Origin of the sequence: Streptococcus timonensis (genome assembly GCF_047460355.1) — a bacterium.
Classification (GTDB): domain Bacteria; phylum Bacillota; class Bacilli; order Lactobacillales; family Streptococcaceae; genus Streptococcus; species Streptococcus timonensis_A.
The window spans coordinates 565,142-583,418 of sequence record NZ_JASHGL010000001.1; the positions used below are offsets into that span (position 1 = coordinate 565,142).

An 18,277-nucleotide genomic window follows, 5' to 3' on the forward strand; every position below is an offset into this window, starting at 1 on the left:
ACAGAATTTGTTTTTGGTCTTAAACTCTTGGTTAAACAGTTACGGCTTCTAGTTGTTGTTCTAGATTATCTCTCGAAATAGTGTTAGTAAATGAAATCAAGTTCTTCAAGCTTATGCTGAAGAACTTTTTTTATCTTCTGATAGGATTAGTAATAGATAAAAATACAAAAAACTAACAAGCTAAATAATTAGGTAATTATTTAAGAAAATCTTTAAAATGTGTTAGAATAAAAGGAAAAGCAGTGTTCTTAGCACACTTTATGAAAACGCATAAATGAGCCTTGGATAGATTAAACTAAACGAGAGAAAGAAATAGATTTAAAGTAAAATGTTAAAACGATTAGAAGTTTGGAAACGGTTATGTTGGACGATTTGTTTCGTCTTAATCTATGTATTTGGTAGTAAAATTTCACTCCCTTTTGTTGATTTATCAAAAGCTCTCAATTTGAATGAAAGTACTGCTACAGGATTACAATTAACTAGCGCCGTCACAGGAGGAAATCTAAGAGGAATGTCTATTTTCTCAACTGGTTTGTCTCCTTGGATGTCTTCTATGATTTTATGGAGGATGTTTACAGTATCTAAACGATTTAATTTAGAAAAGACAAGCTCAGATATAGTAGAGCGTAGAAAAATGTATGTAACTCTTGCTTTAGCAATCGTACAAGCTTTAGCAGTTTCTATTTATTTACCTTTAGATACTAATTTGGATTCGTTTCTAGTTATCAGTCTCAATACCATGATTATGGTTGCAGGAACTTTTTTCTTGGTCTGGTTATCAGATTTGAATGCTGCACTGGGACTAGGGAGCTCTGTCGTAATTATTATGGCAGGTATGGTTTTGTACTTACCTGAAGATATCGCTCAGATTCTTTCTAAAATTGATATACCTAGTAGTTGGTATTTTATCGGACTTGCTCTGATTTTAGTCTTTGTCTATACAGCTGTTATCATCGAGTATTCTCGCTACCGTATTCCAGTTAATAAACTTGGAATTCATAATAATTTAAAGTCTTACACTTATTTAGATATTAAGCTAAATCCAGCTGGAGGGATGCCTTTTATGTATGCCATGACCTTGGTTTCCATCCCTCAATATATTTTATTGTTGATTCTATATATAGATTCTAATGCTAAATGGGCGGCCCAACTAGCCAAGGAACTGGTATTAGGTGAGCCAATTTGGATTCTTCTCTATATTTTTATGATTGCTCTTTTATCGTTTGCTTTCTCTTTCAATAACATGAATGGAGAAGAAATAGCGGATAAAATGATGAAAAATTCAGAGTATATTGATTCAGTTTATCCTGGGAAGGAAACTAGAAAATATATCAATGGGATTGTATTTCGTTTAACAGTTTTTGGAACTCTTTACATCATCTTTTTTACAGCTTTACCCTTTTTAGTTTTGCTTTGGGATAAAGGTTTATTACGTTTGACAATGATTCCAGGAACTTTTCTAATGTTTATCGGGATGATATCTAACATTCGTGAAGAAGTTCGTGCTCTTCAAGTGAACCAGAGATATACGAGATTATTCTAGGAGTTACCATGTATTACTTTATACCAGCTTGGTACGGAAAAGAACGTATCTGGCACAGCACTATTACACCTTGGTATTGGACCGAAGATTCTGTTGAATTTGATGATACCATTAACCAAGTTCGTATTTTTCAGGAAGTAGGAATTGGCAGAAAATTAGTAATCCCTCACTATGCTCCACAATTGCGTTATTTTCTACATCGTCAAGATTTACTGGAGACAGACTATCTATCAATTTTTGATGACATACAAGATGTTTCACCTGATAGACAAATGTTACCTCTTCAATTTGAAGATTTAGATTGGCCAAGTCAGACCACTTTTACTTATACTCCCTTTCAGGTTTTAGCTTTTTGGAGAGGTCAGCAGATTGCTAAAATTGACACGGGAGAGGATGGTAATATACTATCAATAACTCATCTAAGAAAAGGGAATATTAGCCATATAGATTATCTTGATGATCGAGGTTTTATCTCCAGTGCTATTTTTTACAAGGAAAATAAGCCGTATTTTCAAGAGTATCTAAATACTTCTGGAACATGGGTTTTAAGAGAACTATTTAGCGAGGAGAAGCCTTTAGTCATTGTTAATAAGGATTTCAAATCCGTATTCAAACACGAAGTTTATGACGGTATTGATGAAGTCATTACTGAAAAAATGTCCTCTCTGCTAGGAAATTTGCTCCCTAGTCAGGATCAAATTGTATTTGCTGCGCATCCTGCTAACTTACCTTTTTTTAAAAAATTAGGTGGAGGGATAAAAAAAGTGCTTTCTTTTTATGGGAAACGACAAGTTCTATCATCTGAAGATTACCTCCTTACATCCTGCCTAGAGGAAGCGAAATTAATTATTACAGATTCTGAAAAAACCAAGATTTCAATCCAGGGATTTTCTCCTGTTTTAGAGTCCAAAATTCATCGAGTTACTTCTTTTGATTCTCGCTTGCGACTAGGGACTAGTCAAGAGCGAAAAGAATCAAAAATTTATTGTTACGTTGGTCAAGAACAGTCATTGTCAAAAAATATTCTTAAGATTCTGTTGGATATTTTAGCTAAAAATCCTTTGTTTGAGTTAGTATTCGTATTTTATAATGGATCAGAAGACTTTGTACTAACCTTAAGGAATCAGCTTAATCAATTGCTAGAAGAATTAGCCCTTGAAACGGTTCGAGCTCAAACTATTTCTCAAAAGCTCGGAGAGAATCAAATTCATGATGATGAACTTGTTGTCGAAGAACCTGAGTATCGTTACAAAGTTAAGAATTTTTTTAACGAAAACGATATTATTAAAGAATTAGAACAAACACGTTTGATTATCGATTTAAATGAGGAACCAGACCTATATACGCAAATTGCTGGAATTTCAGCTGGTATTCCACAAATCAATCGTACTAAGACCGAATATGTTGATCACTTGAAGAATGGGTATATTTTATCTAATGGAGAAAAAGAATTAGCCAAGGGTGTGGACTATTTTTTATCTGCCTTAAAACCTTGGAATGAATCCTTGGTCTACTCGGTAGAAAAGATTCAAGTATATACTGGTCATCGTTTGGTAGATATGTGGGAAGGATGGATGAGGGATTAGTATGAATGACAATCTAAAAACTAGCCATATTCTTCAAATTGGTACTGAAAATTGGCAGGAACTAATCAATCTTCCCCAAGGACTTGGCTGGCATTATTTTTCAAACTTTGAGCTACCATCTCTGCAAGAATATATGGAAGAGCAAGAAATTTCTAAATTCAAGGCTTTAATCGTAGATAAACCGGAAGACTTGCTATCCCTGAAAGATGATATTCAGTTTTTTCAACCATACACCATCTTTTATAACCAGTACTCTCGGAGGGATATTTTACCCAAAGAAGTAGATTATTTGCTTCGCTTAAAACAAGTGCAAGCTTGGGATTTTTCGGATAAAGCAGAGTTTGTATATCTTGTAGATCGTTACCTCAACGATAAACAATACGGAGATGCCTTTGGAGCTAGTGACATCCGAATTCGACCTGATTTTTCGGGTGTTCAAACGGTATTAGGGAAACATTTCTTACAGCTGGATGGTTCCTATGGTGAAACTTTTTTACCTCTAGCTCAATGGATTTACAATTATGTCTATGAAGGATCTAGTCCTATCAATTTTTGGCTAGAATACGAAAAAGTACCAACCTGTCAGCTTCAGTTAAGACTACAATTTTTCCAAAATGGTAGTCTAGGTAACTTGATAAAAGAAGTTGTCTATTCAGAAGCGCAAATGGTAGATCCCATTTTGATAGATGAAGAAGAGCGCTACTATATCGCCTTTTCTATCGAAGCAAAGGGACAGGGGCGCATTAAGCTAGGAGCCCTACATAAACGATTTTCGCATGGACCTTTTGGAGAAATGAGTCCTGGGGCTATCACATTAAGAGACAGTAAGCGTCAGGAAATTTTTGCTTATTTTCATCCAGGTGATTTGAAGCCACCACTAAATATTTATTTCTCTGGTTATCGACCTGCTGAAGGATTTGAGGGATTTATGATGATGAAAGCTATGGGTAGTCCCTTCATTCTTTTCTCAGATCCGCGCCTAGAGGGCGGTTCTTTCTACCTGGGAACTCATGAGCTGGAAAATAAGATTAGTTCTTACATTGATCAACAACTTCACTGGTTAGGCTTTAGTTCAAAAGAAATGAATTTTTCTGGGCTTTCCATGGGGAGCTTTGGAGCACTCTATTATGGCGCTCCATACTCTCCTCATGCCATCTTAGTTGGTAAGCCTCTTATCAATATTGGTGATGTTGCGGCTAATCTTAAATTTAAACGTCCAGATGATTTTGCTACATCCTTGGATATGATGCAACTGATTATTGGACAAGTGTCTTGGGAAGGAATAAATCTATTAAACCAACGCTTTTGGGATCATTTCAACCAGGAAAATTTATCAAGAACTATTTTGGCCTTAGCTTATATGAGGGATGATGACTATGATCAGAAAGCTTATTCACACCTCTTAGAAGCACTTTATGACTATCCTGTTCGGATTATTAGTTCAAGTCGTCCTGGTCGACATAATGATGCAACTGCACCTATTATTGAGTGGTTTGTAACACAGTTTAAGGAAATCATGGAAAGAGATTTTGGAAGGATTGAATGATAGAAATTAGACAAAACAAAATCAATCGATTGTATTGGGGTCCAATTTCCTCAGTAGATTACTTATGGGGATCGGAGATTCAAGGACTTGCAAAAGATAAGGTACGATTCAAAAATCCCTTAATGCCTTCAGGTCAGCTTATAAAAAAATGGCAGTCAATCACCAATTATGGTAAAGATCGAATGGCGCCTAGTCTTCCTCTTTTAAAGAGAGGAGAATCTTACAGCTTGGATATATGCATGTCTTCTGATCCTTCTCATAATGTTATGGTGGAGATCGTGTTTCAGGACCGTTTTGGGGTTACAGTTAAACGTCAAGTGACAACAGACAGAACATTGTCCTTTGTTTACCCGGAACACGCGTATAGCTACCAAGTACGCTTACTAAGTGCAGGTATGCAAGAATTTACCTTCCACTATTTTACAATTACACCCAGCTCGTCTAAAAAGGATGATGTTCTTAATTAGATGATTATAATGCTAGTAAAAGAGGAAATCATTGGATTACTATAAATTGAGAAAAATTAATAAGATCTTAAAGAAAGTCAATAGTTGGAAAGATCGTATTTCCCAATTAACAGACCAAGAATTACAGGATAAAACAGGAGAGTTTCGTGAACGCTTAGCGCAGGGAGCGACTCTTGATGATATCTTACCGGAAGCTTTTGCTGTGGCTCGTGAAGCAGATAAACGGGTTTTGGGTATGTTTCCCTATGATGTTCAAGTTATGGGTGGGATTGTTCTTCATCAAGGAAATGTTGCAGAGATGAATACGGGTGAAGGAAAAACATTGACCGCCACAATGCCAGTCTATTTAAATGCATTAGAAGGTAAGGGAGTTATGGTCATTACAACCAATAACTACTTGGCTACTCGAGATGCCGAAGAGATGGGACAGGTCTATCGTTTCCTTGGACTGACAATTGGTGTTCCTTTGAAGGTTTCTGAAGATGAAGAAATACTTCCAGAAGTTAAACGAGAAATCTACAAGTCAGATGTTGTTTATACAACAAATACTAGTTTAGGCTTTGATTACTTGACAGAAAACTTAACCGCATCTGTGGATGGACAGTTTTTAGCAGACTTCAATTATGCGATTGTGGATGAAATTGACTCTGTTTTATTGGATAGTGCACAGACACCCTTGATTATTTCAGGCTCTCCTCGGGTTCAATCTAATCTCTATGGAATCATTGATACTTTGATCAAAACTTTTAAAGAAGGGGAAGATTTCAAAGTTGATGAGGATAAAAAACGTGTTTGGTTAACTAAAAAAGGAGCTCAGTCAGCTGAATCTTTTTTAGGAATCAAAAATCTTTATGATCCTGAACATCGTGACTTAGTTCGCCATATCAGCTTAGCTCTCCAAGCTAATAAGAACTTTATAAGGGATAAAGATTATGTTATTCATCCCAATAAACGAGGAGTAAAAGAAGTTGTACTATTGGACCAAGCGACTGGTCGTTTGATGGAGATGACTCGCCTTCAAGGAGGACTTCACCAGGCTATTGAGGCCAAGGAGGGGCTAGAGTTGACACAGGAAACACGGGCTATGGCTTCTATCACCTATCAAAATCTCTTCAAGATGTTTAGAAAACTTGGCGGGATGACAGGGACTGGTAAGGTTGCAGAAGCTGAATTTCTCGATACCTATGCTATGTCGGTCATTAAAATACCTACCAACCGAAAAAAAATTAGGCAGGATTTACCAGATCAAATTTATTTAACTTTACCAGAAAAAGTTTTTGCTTCTTTAGAGTATATAAAAGAAGTTCATGCTAAGGGAAACCCCATTCTAGTCTTCGTCGGTTCAGTTGAGATGTCAACTCTCTATTCCAATCTTCTCTTGCGGGAAGGGATTGCTCATAACCTTTTGAATGCCAACAATGCTCCTCGTGAGGCTCAAATTATTTCAGAATCTGGGCAAAAAGGTGCTGTGACAGTAGCAACTTCTATGGCTGGGCGAGGCACAGATATTAAATTAGGACCTGGAGTCTCCGAGTTAGGCGGTCTTGTTGTAGTTGGTACTGAAAGAATGATGAACCAACGAATTGACTTGCAAATCCGTGGACGGTCAGGAAGACAAGGAGATCCAGGTCGCACTAAATTCTTTGTTTCGCTTGAAGATGATCTGATAAAAAACTGGGGACCTGATTGGATCCAAGATACCTATCATGATTATGACGTAGACAGAAGAATTGATGCTACAAAAGCACTAACCAAACGTAAATATAGAAACCTGGTCGAAAGAGCCCAAAATGCTAGTGAAAGTTCGAGTCAAGCGAGTCGGAGAATGACCTTAGAGTTTGCGGAGAGCATGAATATTCAGCGTGATTTGGTTTATAAGGAACGCGATCGTTTAATCAAAAAAGAGGGACGCTTAGATGATATTGTGGAGCAAGTTGTGCGTGATGTCTTTGCCCAAGTGTCTAAAAATAAGGATTATGAAGAGCCGATTGCTTTTTATCGTTATATCCTTGATAATGTCAGTTACCAAGTTGACCTACTAAAAAACCATCAATCATTCCGATCTAATAAAATGAAGGAGAATTTTCTCTGGGAGATCGCACAGGATGAGTTAGAAAGCAAATATAAGATTTTAGGAACAGATGAAGTAGTTGCACAATTTCAACGGATGGCTATTTTAAAGGCCATTGATGAGAATTGGGTGGAGCAGGTCGATTATTTGCAACAATTGAGAACAGCTTTAACGGGTCAATATACCAATCAAAAGAATCCTTTGGTCGAATTTTTCCAAGAAGCTTATCAATCTTTTGAGAGAATGAAATTTTTATCAAAAGAACAGATGATTCGAAATCTCTTACTTAGTAGAGTAGAAATCAATAAAAAAGGGGAAATTGTTTTGCATTTCCCTTAAAGATGAGGACCTTATGACTATATACAATATCAATTTAGGGATAGGTTGGGCAAGCAGTGGTGTAGAGTATGCCCAAGCCTACCGAGCAAAATTATTAAGAAGTATCAAGGAACCTGCTAAATTTATTTTTATGGACATGATTTTGGCAGATAATATTCAACATCTAACCGACAATATCGGTTTCAAAGATGATGAGATTATATGGCTCTATACTCATTTCACAGATCTTAAGATTACACTAACCACTTATAGACTTTCTCAAGTACTAGCTGGTTTTGATGGCAATCCAAGTAGGGAAGAAACAGAAGGGAAAATTAGACGTTTTTTCTATGAGGAACAGGACAGTTTTTTGACTTGTTATTTGCGGAACGAGAATAGTCCTTTTGTTGAGCGTTGTGAATATGTTTCTAGAGGAATTTTGGTCCGTAAAGACTATTTCTCTTATACTAGATATTGTACAGAGTTCTTTATCCCTAAAAACAATCAAGCTACTTTAATTGAGCGTCGTTTTTATAATGAAAATGGAAGTGTAGCCTATAGTATGCAGATGGCAGATGGGCGAGAAGTTTTCCGTTTTCCAGATCGTTTTTTAGTAGGGCGTCAGGAATTAATCCGCTATTTTATGCAGACTCTTAATTTGACCAAACAAGACCTTGTTATTTTAGACCGCGAAACCAATATTGGCCAACCTATTTTTGAGGAAGCTCAAAAGGCTCGCCTGGGTGTCGTGGTTCATGCGGAGCATTATAGTGCTAATAGTACAGATGACCAGTATATCTTATGGAATAATTACTACGATTATCAATTTACCAATGCAGACAAGGTTGATTTCTTTATAGTAGCAACGGACCGTCAAAAGGAAGTTTTAGCAAACCAGTTTGCAAAGTATACGGATCATGTCCCATCTATCTATTCAATCCCTGTTGGTAGCTTAGCGAGCTTATCGCATTCTGATCAACGTAAGCCTTTCTCAATGATAACAGCTTCTCGCTTGGCTACTGAAAAACACATCGACTGGCTGGTTCGTTCTGTTGTGCGTGCAAAACGTGAAATTCCAGAACTTTCTTTTGATATCTATGGAAAGGGAGGAGAAGAAGGGAAACTTCTTTCTCTGATTGATGACTTGGGTGCTTCTGATTATATCCAACTTAAAGGACATGCAGATTTAGCTGAGGTCTACAAGAACTATGAGGTTTATCTATCTGCGTCAACCAGTGAAGGTTTTGGCTTAACCTTGATGGAGGCAATTGGTTCTGGATTACCAATTATTGGATTTGATGTACCTTATGGTAACCAAACTTTTGTTAGCCAAGGGGAAAATGGTTACTTGCTTGAAAATTCTGCAGATCAAGTTGTAGAACGTATAACTGCTTCTTTTGCTGAAAAGATTGTTAAGTTGTACCAAAATAAAGAACTTGATTCTATGCGTCAAGCGTCCTATGCGCGTGCTGAAGATTTTTTAACCAGCCGAGTTGAAGAGGCTTGGACTCAGTTGATAGAAGAGGTGACCCATGCTGAATTTGTTTGATACTTATTCCCGTGAAAGTCAGGATTTGCTCCATTCTCTCAAAGAGGCAGGTTATGAGCATCCGACAGTTGTGTTGGAGCCAAATGGCTTTCTACCAGATGGTGTGGAATCTCCTTTTATTTACTTTTTAGGTCAACCAAAAGTTGAGAAGAGGGGCCGTTTCTTTAACGAGGTCAGAGTCCCTGATTTCTGGGAGATTACAGGTGATAATACCATGGCTCAAGTGAACTATTACGGTCAGGTAAAAGCCAAGATTTATTACTACGCACCTTCTTATAAACGAATCGTTGAACGTGTAGAATGGATAGATAATAAGGGGCAAATTGTTCTAATTGAACGCTATGATCAATACGGCCGACACATTGCTACCACAACCTGTGATACAGATGGTAAACAATTAGTGACCACTTATTTTGAAGAAGGTTTAGAGCGTTTGACAGAGAATCACCAAACAGGAGACCTGATCTTAACCTTGAAAAAACAACCGATCAGGATTTTCAAGAATCGTTTAGATTTCTATGTATTTTATCTAGAATACAGAAGATTTAACTTAGACAGAGTAATCTATAATACCTTGGCCACATCCTTTAGTGTTAGTCTTCAGTTAGGAAGTAAGGGGATTCTAGGGCAGGATATCTTAGTTTGGCAAGAACGTCTTTATGATAGTATACCTGGGAATATGCAGCTCATTTTAAATAGTCAGCCTGTTCGTACTAAAAAGATTTTAATTCCTCAAACCGATACTTACCACCGTGCATTGCTTTTAACTCCAAAAGAGCAGCATAGTTTATTTGGTCCTCTAGGTTATATTTATGAATTTACTGAAAAAGAGGATATTCGGAAGGATGCCTTTGTTCTGACAAATTCAGACCAAATTGAATCCTTGTCCTATATAGTTGAGCAAGCTCCTAATGTGACTTTTCGAGTTGCAGCCTTGACAGAAATGTCGCCTATTCTATTAGGTATGGTTCGCTATCCCAATGTCGTTCTATACCAAAATATTAGCCAAAAAAGAATCGAAGAGTTACTGAGAGTTTCAAGTATCTATCTAGATATCAATCATTATGGAGAGGTACAAGGGATTGTTCGCAAGGCCTTTGAACATAAACAAGTGATTCTTGGCTTCGCTCATACTGTTCATGATAAACGATATATAGCCAAAGAGCATATATTCGAGCAAGGGCAGGAAGTGGCTCTTGTAAACCGGATTAACGAAATTTACAAGTCGGTAGATCGTTATAAAGGAGCTGTTGCACTTCAAATTGAACAATCAAGTGCGATTGAAATGAATGAGTTTCGCACAAGATTTCAAGAAGGACTAGGAGATGGAAATGTCTGATCATAGGAAAGATTTATTTTACAAAGAAGTCGAAGGCCGGATGGAAGAACTTAAGAGACGTCCTCCAGAAAAGGAAAAAACTACGCGTTCGGAAAGAATCAATGTTATTTTTAATGTGGTTATAGGTCTCGTAATTTTATTCGGAGTTTTATTCACCCTATTTAGAGTTTTAGGGGGATCATAAGATGGATTTGATATTTGTAGCTGGCATCATTACAATATCTCTTGGATTAGTAATTTTAATCATCCTCCAACCTCGCCAAAAGCAATCTTTATCGACTGATGCAACTAGTAATTTGGGGAAACCAAACTATTGGCGCTCTCATCGAGGGCTTAAACTTACGACCCTATTCTTGAGTATCCTATTTCTTTTAGTTTTGTTTTTACATATGATAATGACGCAAATCAAATAGGATATATTTTTTAAATCTTACTATTTAGTATATTTGAAAAAAAGTGAGAGTTGATGTCCTACAATCTCTCGGCTAGTAACCGTCAGTATCAACCTAAGAATCAGAAAATTCTTCACAAATTTTTCACCGATCTTACGTGGTAACTATCAGAAACTGGAATAATTATTTCATAGGGTTTGCTATAAGCTGGAGTTTATGGCCCTCTTGGAGGAATTACTATATTGGTAAGTCCTAAGAAAAATGATAAAAGCAAATCACTAGGAGGTTTGCTTTCTTTATATATAAAAATTACCTTTGAAACTTAAGTTAAATTTATTGAAAATAGATGATAATCGTGTATAATCAATAGAGAATATTATTTAGGGAGTACAGAGTGAGATTTAAACTATTGAGTAGAAGATCCTGGGTGAGAGAACAAATTACACGCTTTAAATTAGTCAAATCAGGGAAAAGTTGGATTCGAGTACCATCTTCTAGTATTTTATTATTTCAAGGAAAAATGGAAGAAGGGTTCATGATTCGTACCAAACCATCATTTTTCTTGAAAGGGGTAATTACAGCAGGTACAATTTTAGGAGCATCAAGTCTTTCCCATCCTACATATGCAGACGAAGAAAGCAGTAATGAAATAGCTTCTGAGTGGGATTCGGAAGTGGGAGTAATTGGAAAAGACAGCCTGGTGTTAGCAGTTATTGAAAAATCAATCGTTAGTTCCAATAGTTTAGATTCAACTGATATAGAGAGCAAATCTTTTTCACCTGAAGACTCTACTTCAGTAGTTTATTCGTTGGCTAGTTCAGGATCAGCAAGTGAATCGGCTACTATCTTGGCTTCAGAGATTCAGCGAGCTGAATCAATATCTCCTAGATTATATGAAATTCAAGAAGACCAAATAAAAATCATTGCACGAGATATATATACTTACATTGACCAAGTGAAAACTTTAGAAGGTGGGAATGAACTAGCTCTTTTAGGAGAGGAAACATTAGAGTCACTACGTAAGGAACTCTCAAATCCATCCTCTGATAGAATAGGAGTAGTTAGTCAAGCGAAAATCGTTCGCAATCGATTGGTTAATGCTACATTGCGTGTAAATTCTGGAAATCGTGACTCCCGTAATAATACGGTGATTGGAAGAGAAAAGAGTTTGCGAACACCGTTTGTCATGAGTGGACCTGCCAATAATCATCTAATTACAGCCTATAATTCAGACCCCGTTCGACTGCAATATATTGTTAGAGAACAATCTGGTGGGGTCATTTTGACATATATGGGGTATTCTCCTAACAGTGATCGTGTTGACGGTGTATTAGTTCCGAATGCCACATTAAAAACCCCATTTGCGCCTATGCTTATTGAAGGTAAGGTTGGAGATAATGAAGTTGTTGAACCAGGCAAAATCTATACGATTACGGTTCGTTTTACTAATGAACGAAATCAATTTCTTGATCGTTCCTTCCGCATTAAAGTCTTACCACAGAATGATGGGATTCGAAACCCGATTATGGAAGTCAAGTCTAATACACAAGTATCTGATCTTTTAAATTTGACGGACCCGGAAAAAGAACAAGTATGGCAGAAGTTCAAAGATGCAAATCCTCGTTTGATTTCGTCCAAGGATTTCAAGACTTACTCAATATCGTCTACAGGTGAAGTAACGGTTATCTTCAAAGACAATACTTCGAATACAGTGACCGTTCCTTTAACAGAGGATCCTAGAAGACAGTCGCTTTCAGTAAGCATTTCGCTTAGTTTGTCAGAGATTGAAAGTATTTCTGTACTTGAATCTGAGTTAGCCAGTTCATCAGTTTCAGAATCTACCTTGGTATCAGTAAGCACATCAGAGTTAGTTTCAACCTCAGAATCAGTATTTAAGTCCGAATCAGTATTAACGTCTGAGTCTGTGTCAACGTCCGAATCAGTAAGCTCATCAGAGTTAGTCTCAATCTCAGAATCTGAATCTACATCAGAATCAGTGTCATCTTCAGAATTTGTTTCAACGTCAGAGTCGATATCAACGTCCGAATCAGTCTCGGCATTTGAATCTGAGTCTGTATCTACATCAGAATCAGTGTCATCTTCAGAATTTGTCTCAACGTCAGAGTCGATATCAACGTCAGAATCAGTCTCAGCATTTGAATCTGAGTCTGTATCTAACTCAGAATCCGCATCAACATCTGAGTCTGTGTCAACTTCTGAATCAGAATCAGTTTCATTATCTGAGTCAGTATCAACTTCAGAGTCTGCATCTAAGTCCGAATCGGTATCAAGATCCGAGTCAGTATCTGTATCTGAATCAGTCTCGATATCAGAGTCAGTATCTGCATCAGAATCGGTATCAAGATCCGAGTCAGTATCTGCATCAGAATCGGTATCAAGATCCGGGTCAGTATCTGCATCAGTATCTGCATCAGAATCTGTATCAATATCTGAGTCAGTATCAACTTCAGAATCTGTTTCAACATCTGAATCAGAATCAGTAAGCACCTCAGAGTCTGTATCAACATCAGAATCAGTGTCATCTTCAGCATCTATTTCAACGTCAGAATCAGTTTCAGCATTTGAATCTGAGTCTGTATCTACATCAGTATCTTTCTCAACCTCAGATTCAGTTTCAACCTCAGAATCTGAATCTGTATCTATCTCAGAATCCGTATCAATATTTGAGTCAATCTCAACGTCAGAATCTGAATCTACATCTGAGTCTGTATCAACTTCAGAATCTGAATCTACATCAGAATCAGTCTCAGCATTAGAGTCAGTAAGCAGCTCAGCATCAGTCTCAACGTCAGAATCAGTTTCTAAGTCAGAATCTGTATCTAAGTCAGAATCAGTTTCTAAGTCAGAATCTGTATCTAAGTCAGAATCAGTTTCTAAATCAGAATCACTTTCAACCTCAGAATCAGTAAGCATATCAGAGTCTGTTTCAACCTCAGAATCAGTAAGCACATCAGAGTCTGTTTCAACCTCTGAGTCAGAATCAGTAAGCACCTCAGAATCTGTTTCAACCTCAGAGTCTGTATCAACTTCTGAGTCAGAATCAGTAAGCACCTCAGAATCTGTTTCAACATCAGAATCAGTAAGTACCTCAGAGTCAGTATCAACCTCTGAGTCAGAATCAGTAAGCATCTCAGAATCTGTTTCAACCTCTGAGTCAGAATCAGTAAGCACCTCAGAATCTGTTTCAACATCAGAATCAGTAAGTACCTCAGAGTCTGTTTCAACATCAGAATCAGTAAGCACCTCAGAGTCTGTTTCAACCTCTGAGTCAGAATCAGTAAGCACCTCAGAGTCAGTTTCAACATCAGAATCAGAATCAGTAAGCACCTCAGAGTCTGTTTCAACCTCTGAGTCAGAATCAGTAAGCACCTCAGAGTCAGTATCAACTTCTGAGTCAGAATCAGTAAGCACCTCAGAATCTGCATCTAAGTCAGAATCAGTAAGTACATCTGAGTCTGTTTCAACCTCAGAATCAGAATCAGTAAGCACTTCAGAATCAGTTTCAAGATCAGAATCAGTAAGCACCTCAGAATCTGTTTCAACCTCTGAGTCAGAATCAGTAAGCACCTCAGAATCTGTTTCAACCTCTGAGTCAGAATCAGTAAGCACCTCTGAGTCAGTATCAACCTCTGAGTCAGAATCAGTAAGCATCTCAGAATCTGTTTCAACCTCTGAATCAGAATCAGTAAGCACCTCAGAGTCTGTATCAACTTCTGAGTCAGAATCAGTAAGCACCTCAGAATCTGTTTCAACATCAGAATCAGTAAGCACCTCAGAGTCAGTATCAACTTCTGAATCAGAATCTGTATCTAAGTCAGAATCAGTTTCAACATCAGAATCACTTTCAACTTCGGTTTCTGAGTCATCATCTAACTCATCATCAAATTCTGAAAGTGAAAAACCTCAAGGTGAAGTTATCATTACTTACATCCGAGAAAATGATGGTAAGGAAATTAAGGTTCAACGCCAAGACACTCCTAAGTCTGACTACAACACACCTTATAACACTACTGAAAATGATGAACAACCTAAGTACATTGAGTTCGAAGATAAAAAATATGAGCGTGTTCCAGCTGGCAATTACCCAGTAGGTAAAGTTGATAACGAAGGACATCTTGAATCTTCAGATCCGATTAAAGGTAAAGTAGAAAAACCACTTTCTAAGATTACTTATGTCTATAAAGAAATCAAAGAAGATCCATCAACACCAACAGGTAACGTTTATGTTCACTATGTAGATACTGAAGGTAAAGTTATCAAGCAAACAGTAATTGACGAACTTGCACAACCAGTAGGTAAAGACTACGACACAGTAGTAGACAACCGCCCACAAACAATCGAGTTTGAAGGTAAGACTTATGAATTGGTACCAGCAGGTCACTACACAGTAGGTCAAGTTGACGAACAAGGTCACTGGACAGGTGATGACGCTACAACTGGTAAAGTTGCTTCAAGAGATAAGAATGTAACATACATCTACAAACTTAAAGAAGAGCCAACTCGACCTAAAGGTAATGTTTATGTTCACTATGTAGATGAATTTGGTAATACGATTAAGAAATCTGTAACAGATGAATTTGCACAACCAGTAGGTAAAGATTATGATACAGTAATCGACAACCGTCCTAAGACTATTACTACACCAGATGGTAAAGTCTACGAATTGGTACCACAAGGTAACTACCAAGTAGGTAAAGTTGATAGTGAAGGTCACTTGACAACAACAGATCCTACAACAGGTAAAGTGGTTGAAGGCGATAAGAATGTAACTTATGTATACAAACTTGTGAAAGATTCAACTCCAGTTGAACCAACTCCAGGTAAACCTTCTGAACCAACTCCAAGTCCTCAACAACTTCCAAATACTGGGGCAGCTGATTCAGTAGCAACTGGTCTAATGGGAGTAGTTACAGGTCTTGCAACACTTAGTCGTCGTAAAAAAGATGATAACTAATTGTTAATCTTAAACATAGAGTATCTTTTTCTATGATTACTTAGGGTTGTGAAACCTGAAAAGGGAACGAATTGTTCCCTTTTTATAATCCCTTTAATTTTACTTATACAATAAAATCCCTGTTACACAAAATTACAGGGATTCTTATTTGATAAAGATACAATCTAAAAATTGATTATTTTAGTTTAAAATTTTACTGCAACGGAATTTCTAGACTAGATTGCGCAAGGTCTACAGTTAATCGATAGTCTGTATTGTCACGTATAGTAATCTCAAAGTCAGTAGTATAGAGAACGAGACGGAGAGTATCGCCTTTTCTTAGTTTGTAAATTGTTGGTTGGAGTTCAAATTGAAATTCCATCCATTCATCTGGTTTAACTTCTTCAATTTTTAATAAATCATGACGATTTTGGAGGTTGAGGTAGCCTTTGGTAATAACACGTTGGGCACTTTGACTATATGGTAACTCAAAGAGATTATCTAACATGTGGTATCGACCATTATCAAGGGTACGAACTGATAAGATTCCAGGATAAGGTTGAAGGTATTTCTTTTGACCAAGTTCGAGAAGTTGAGCAGAAAGTAAGCCTTTGTTTGTACTTGACTTGAGACGAATGTTTAGTTTAACACGACCATTGATATGAAGATCCTCTGTTACTGGAAGGTCGATTGTAAGTTGATTAACCTTGCCTTGATATAGTTCAGTGTTAAAGGTTGGATAGTTTTTTCCAAATCGTTCAAAGTCTGATTCTTCATACTGGTTTTGGATAGCAGCTTGATTAGTTCCAAGTTTGAAAGTTTTACTAGTTTCTTGATTACCGAAATCAGCAAGTGTCATCCAAGTTTGTTCAACAGTATTATCTTGCCAAATCACCGTAGGGAGTTGATATTGAGTTTCCTGTCCTAATAATCTTTGTGTCAAAAGGGCATTCATGGATTCACGGAAGTCTATAGACTGCCAGTTGTTGATGTATACATGAGCACCATTATGATAGAAGAGGTGTTTCTTAATGCCACTTGGAAGAGCATTGAACATTTGATAGACATGGAGTGGTTTCACATTCCAGTCTTGCGAACCGTGAGTAAAGACAACTTCAGCCTTAACCTTTTTAGCATTAAGAAGGTAGTTTCTGTCATGCCAGAATTGATTGTAATCACCAGTTTTGCGGTCTAGATTTTTCTTAAGTTCTTCTAAGGCAGCTTTATGAGCATTATTCCCACGAATATAGTCACCAGCTAAGAGATTACGAGAATAAGTTAATTCATCTAATGAATCGAAGTCCTCTCCAGGATAGCCGCCTGGGCTTGTCACAAGACCATTTTCTCGGTAATAGTTGTACCAAGAAGAAATACCAGCTTCAGCAATGATGACCTCTAAACCTTCAACACCTGTAGTAGCAAGACCATTTGACATTGTTCCTAGGTAAGAAAGACCAGTAGTTGCCACTTTACCATTTGACCAATCAGCTTTTACTTGACGTTTACGACTATGATCCGTAAAGGCACGACAACGACCATTTAGCCAATCGATAACATTCTTATAAGCTTCAACTTGGCGGTAATCTCCGTTGGTCATCTGACCTTGAGAATCCCTGGTACCAAGACCTGATACGTAGATATTGGCAAATCCTCTTGGAAGGAAGTAGTCGTTAAGTGTGTAGCTACTATTGATATGAGTGAGTTTTTCTTCAGCTTCAGTGACAAGTTGAGCTTGGCCTACAGGATCAACCAAATCCAATGTAGGCTCCTCCAAGCTAATCTTGTGAGGTTCTTTAACTGTTAATTCCTCCTCCATTTTGTAGAGGGCCTTATCACTTGCTTTGTCATTGGTTCCTTGATGGTATGGACTTGCTGTCATGACTGCAGGAATTCTTCCTGAGAAAGATGGACGGATAATATTAACCTTGACTAGGTCAGGTAAGCCATCCTTATCAGAATCAACACGAGTCTCTACATAAACTACTTCACGAATGACATTGTTAGTTGAGAAAGTCGCTAAACTCTTGCCATTGAAGTAGTGATAGTTATTGTCCTCAGGAATAAGACCATCACTAACTAACTGATCGATAAGGGTGTTCCCTTTTTTAGTGCGTGTATTTAAAAGCTGATAGAAATTGTCGATTAAATCTCCGTAAACGATCGGAAACGCTGTTTCTTTGTGAAAAGCAAGACCATCTTCGAAGTCTGTTAGATAGCTAAATCCAAGCAATTGAAAGGCAACAGTGTAGAAAATTTCTGCTGTCAATTCGCGTTCAGATGTAAAGAAAGCTAGAAGGTCTGTTTCCTTATCAACTGCTAAAGTAGAAAGAGGATAATCTTTATTTTTGTAATAAAAAAAACAGTTTCTAACAAATGACTCAAACTGATCTTTTTCAGAAGCCGAAGGATCCAGTTTAAAACCAAGTTCAGCTAATTGAATCAAAGCTTCTTCCTTGGATACGGGATAATAACTAAATTGATTATAGCGCATAATAGTCTCCTTTGAGAATGA

The 18,277-nt window shown here is 37.3% G+C and carries 11 protein-coding genes and 1 pseudogene; 11 read left to right on the plus strand and 1 reads right to left on the minus strand.

Annotation, left to right across the window (positions count from 1 at the left end):
• Positions 1 to 328 precede the first annotated feature (328 nt).
• The 11 genes and pseudogenes from secY2 to QM941_RS03080 all read left to right on the plus strand — a co-directional run bounded on the left by secY2 (position 329) and on the right by QM941_RS03080 (position 15,786).
• The gene (gene secY2 / locus QM941_RS03030; RefSeq protein WP_414338707.1) at positions 329 to 1,543 is read left to right on the plus strand and encodes an accessory Sec system protein translocase subunit SecY2; all 1,215 of its coding nucleotides are present in this window, start codon (positions 329 to 331) and stop codon (positions 1,541 to 1,543) included.
• Between the two features lie 8 nt (positions 1,544 to 1,551).
• The gene (gene asp1 / locus QM941_RS03035) at positions 1,552 to 3,129 is read left to right on the plus strand and encodes an accessory Sec system protein Asp1 (protein WP_414338709.1); all 1,578 of its coding nucleotides are present in this window, start codon (positions 1,552 to 1,554) and stop codon (positions 3,127 to 3,129) included.
• Position 3,130: 1 nt separating this feature from the next.
• Positions 3,131 to 4,675 (plus strand): accessory Sec system protein Asp2, encoded by a 1,545-nt coding sequence (gene asp2 / locus QM941_RS03040; protein ID WP_414338711.1) that lies wholly within the window; start codon positions 3,131 to 3,133, stop codon positions 4,673 to 4,675.
• On the plus strand, positions 4,672 to 5,142 hold the full coding sequence (asp3, locus tag QM941_RS03045) for an accessory Sec system protein Asp3 (RefSeq protein ID WP_414338713.1): 471 nt from the start codon (positions 4,672 to 4,674) through the stop codon (positions 5,140 to 5,142). Before asp2 ends, asp3 begins: the two co-directional genes overlap by 4 nt.
• A gap of 31 nt (positions 5,143 to 5,173) precedes the next feature.
• Complete coding sequence (secA2, locus tag QM941_RS03050; protein ID WP_414338715.1) at positions 5,174 to 7,552, plus strand: accessory Sec system translocase SecA2; 2,379 nt, start codon at positions 5,174 to 5,176, stop codon at positions 7,550 to 7,552.
• Between the two features lie 13 nt (positions 7,553 to 7,565).
• Complete coding sequence (gtfA, locus tag QM941_RS03055) at positions 7,566 to 9,080, plus strand: accessory Sec system glycosyltransferase GtfA (RefSeq protein WP_414338718.1); 1,515 nt, start codon at positions 7,566 to 7,568, stop codon at positions 9,078 to 9,080.
• Positions 9,064 to 10,419, plus strand: a complete 1,356-nt coding sequence (gtfB, locus tag QM941_RS03060) for an accessory Sec system glycosylation chaperone GtfB (RefSeq protein WP_414338719.1) — start codon at positions 9,064 to 9,066, stop codon at positions 10,417 to 10,419. The genes gtfA and gtfB overlap by 17 nt, the downstream gene beginning before the upstream one ends.
• Positions 10,412 to 10,603 carry an accessory Sec system protein Asp4 gene (gene asp4 / locus QM941_RS03065; RefSeq protein ID WP_414338899.1) on the plus strand — a complete coding sequence of 64 codons (192 nt, stop codon included), beginning with the start codon at positions 10,412 to 10,414 and terminating at the stop codon, positions 10,601 to 10,603. The genes gtfB and asp4 overlap by 8 nt, the downstream gene beginning before the upstream one ends.
• Position 10,604: 1 nt before the next feature.
• On the plus strand, positions 10,605 to 10,832 hold the full coding sequence (gene asp5, locus QM941_RS03070; protein WP_414338722.1) for an accessory Sec system protein Asp5: 228 nt from the start codon (positions 10,605 to 10,607) through the stop codon (positions 10,830 to 10,832).
• A 406-nt stretch (positions 10,833 to 11,238) separates the two neighbouring features.
• Positions 11,239 to 15,114, plus strand: a pseudogene (locus tag QM941_RS03075) (KxYKxGKxW signal peptide domain-containing protein); the annotation flags it as partial.
• An 81-nt stretch (positions 15,115 to 15,195) separates the two neighbouring features.
• Positions 15,196 to 15,786 carry a MucBP domain-containing protein gene (locus tag QM941_RS03080; RefSeq protein ID WP_414338900.1) on the plus strand — a complete coding sequence of 197 codons (591 nt, stop codon included), beginning with the start codon at positions 15,196 to 15,198 and terminating at the stop codon, positions 15,784 to 15,786.
• A gap of 193 nt (positions 15,787 to 15,979) precedes the next feature.
• Here QM941_RS03080 and QM941_RS03085 read toward each other — a convergent pair whose 3' ends face one another.
• On the minus strand, positions 15,980 to 18,256 hold the full coding sequence (locus QM941_RS03085) for a Xaa-Pro dipeptidyl-peptidase (protein ID WP_414338725.1): 2,277 nt from the start codon (positions 18,254 to 18,256) through the stop codon (positions 15,980 to 15,982).
• Positions 18,257 to 18,277: the final 21 nt, after the last annotated feature.

Bases quoted from the DNA above. Each gene is read 5' to 3' on its own strand.
- asp3 (WP_414338713.1), top strand. From the start codon at position 4,672: ATGATAGAAATTAGACAAAACAAAATCAATCGATTGTATTGGGGTCCA.
- asp5 (WP_414338722.1), top strand. From the start codon at position 10,605: ATGGATTTGATATTTGTAGCTGGCATCATTACAATATCTCTTGGATTA.
- asp2 (WP_414338711.1), top strand. From the start codon at position 3,131: ATGAATGACAATCTAAAAACTAGCCATATTCTTCAAATTGGTACTGAA.
- asp1 (WP_414338709.1), top strand. From the start codon at position 1,552: ATGTATTACTTTATACCAGCTTGGTACGGAAAAGAACGTATCTGGCAC.
- gtfB (WP_414338719.1), top strand. From the start codon at position 9,064: ATGCTGAATTTGTTTGATACTTATTCCCGTGAAAGTCAGGATTTGCTC.
- secY2 (WP_414338707.1), top strand. From the start codon at position 329: ATGTTAAAACGATTAGAAGTTTGGAAACGGTTATGTTGGACGATTTGT.
- gtfA (WP_414338718.1), top strand. From the start codon at position 7,566: ATGACTATATACAATATCAATTTAGGGATAGGTTGGGCAAGCAGTGGT.
- QM941_RS03085 (WP_414338725.1), bottom strand. From the start codon at position 18,256: ATGCGCTATAATCAATTTAGTTATTATCCCGTATCCAAGGAAGAAGCT.
- asp4 (WP_414338899.1), top strand. From the start codon at position 10,412: ATGTCTGATCATAGGAAAGATTTATTTTACAAAGAAGTCGAAGGCCGG.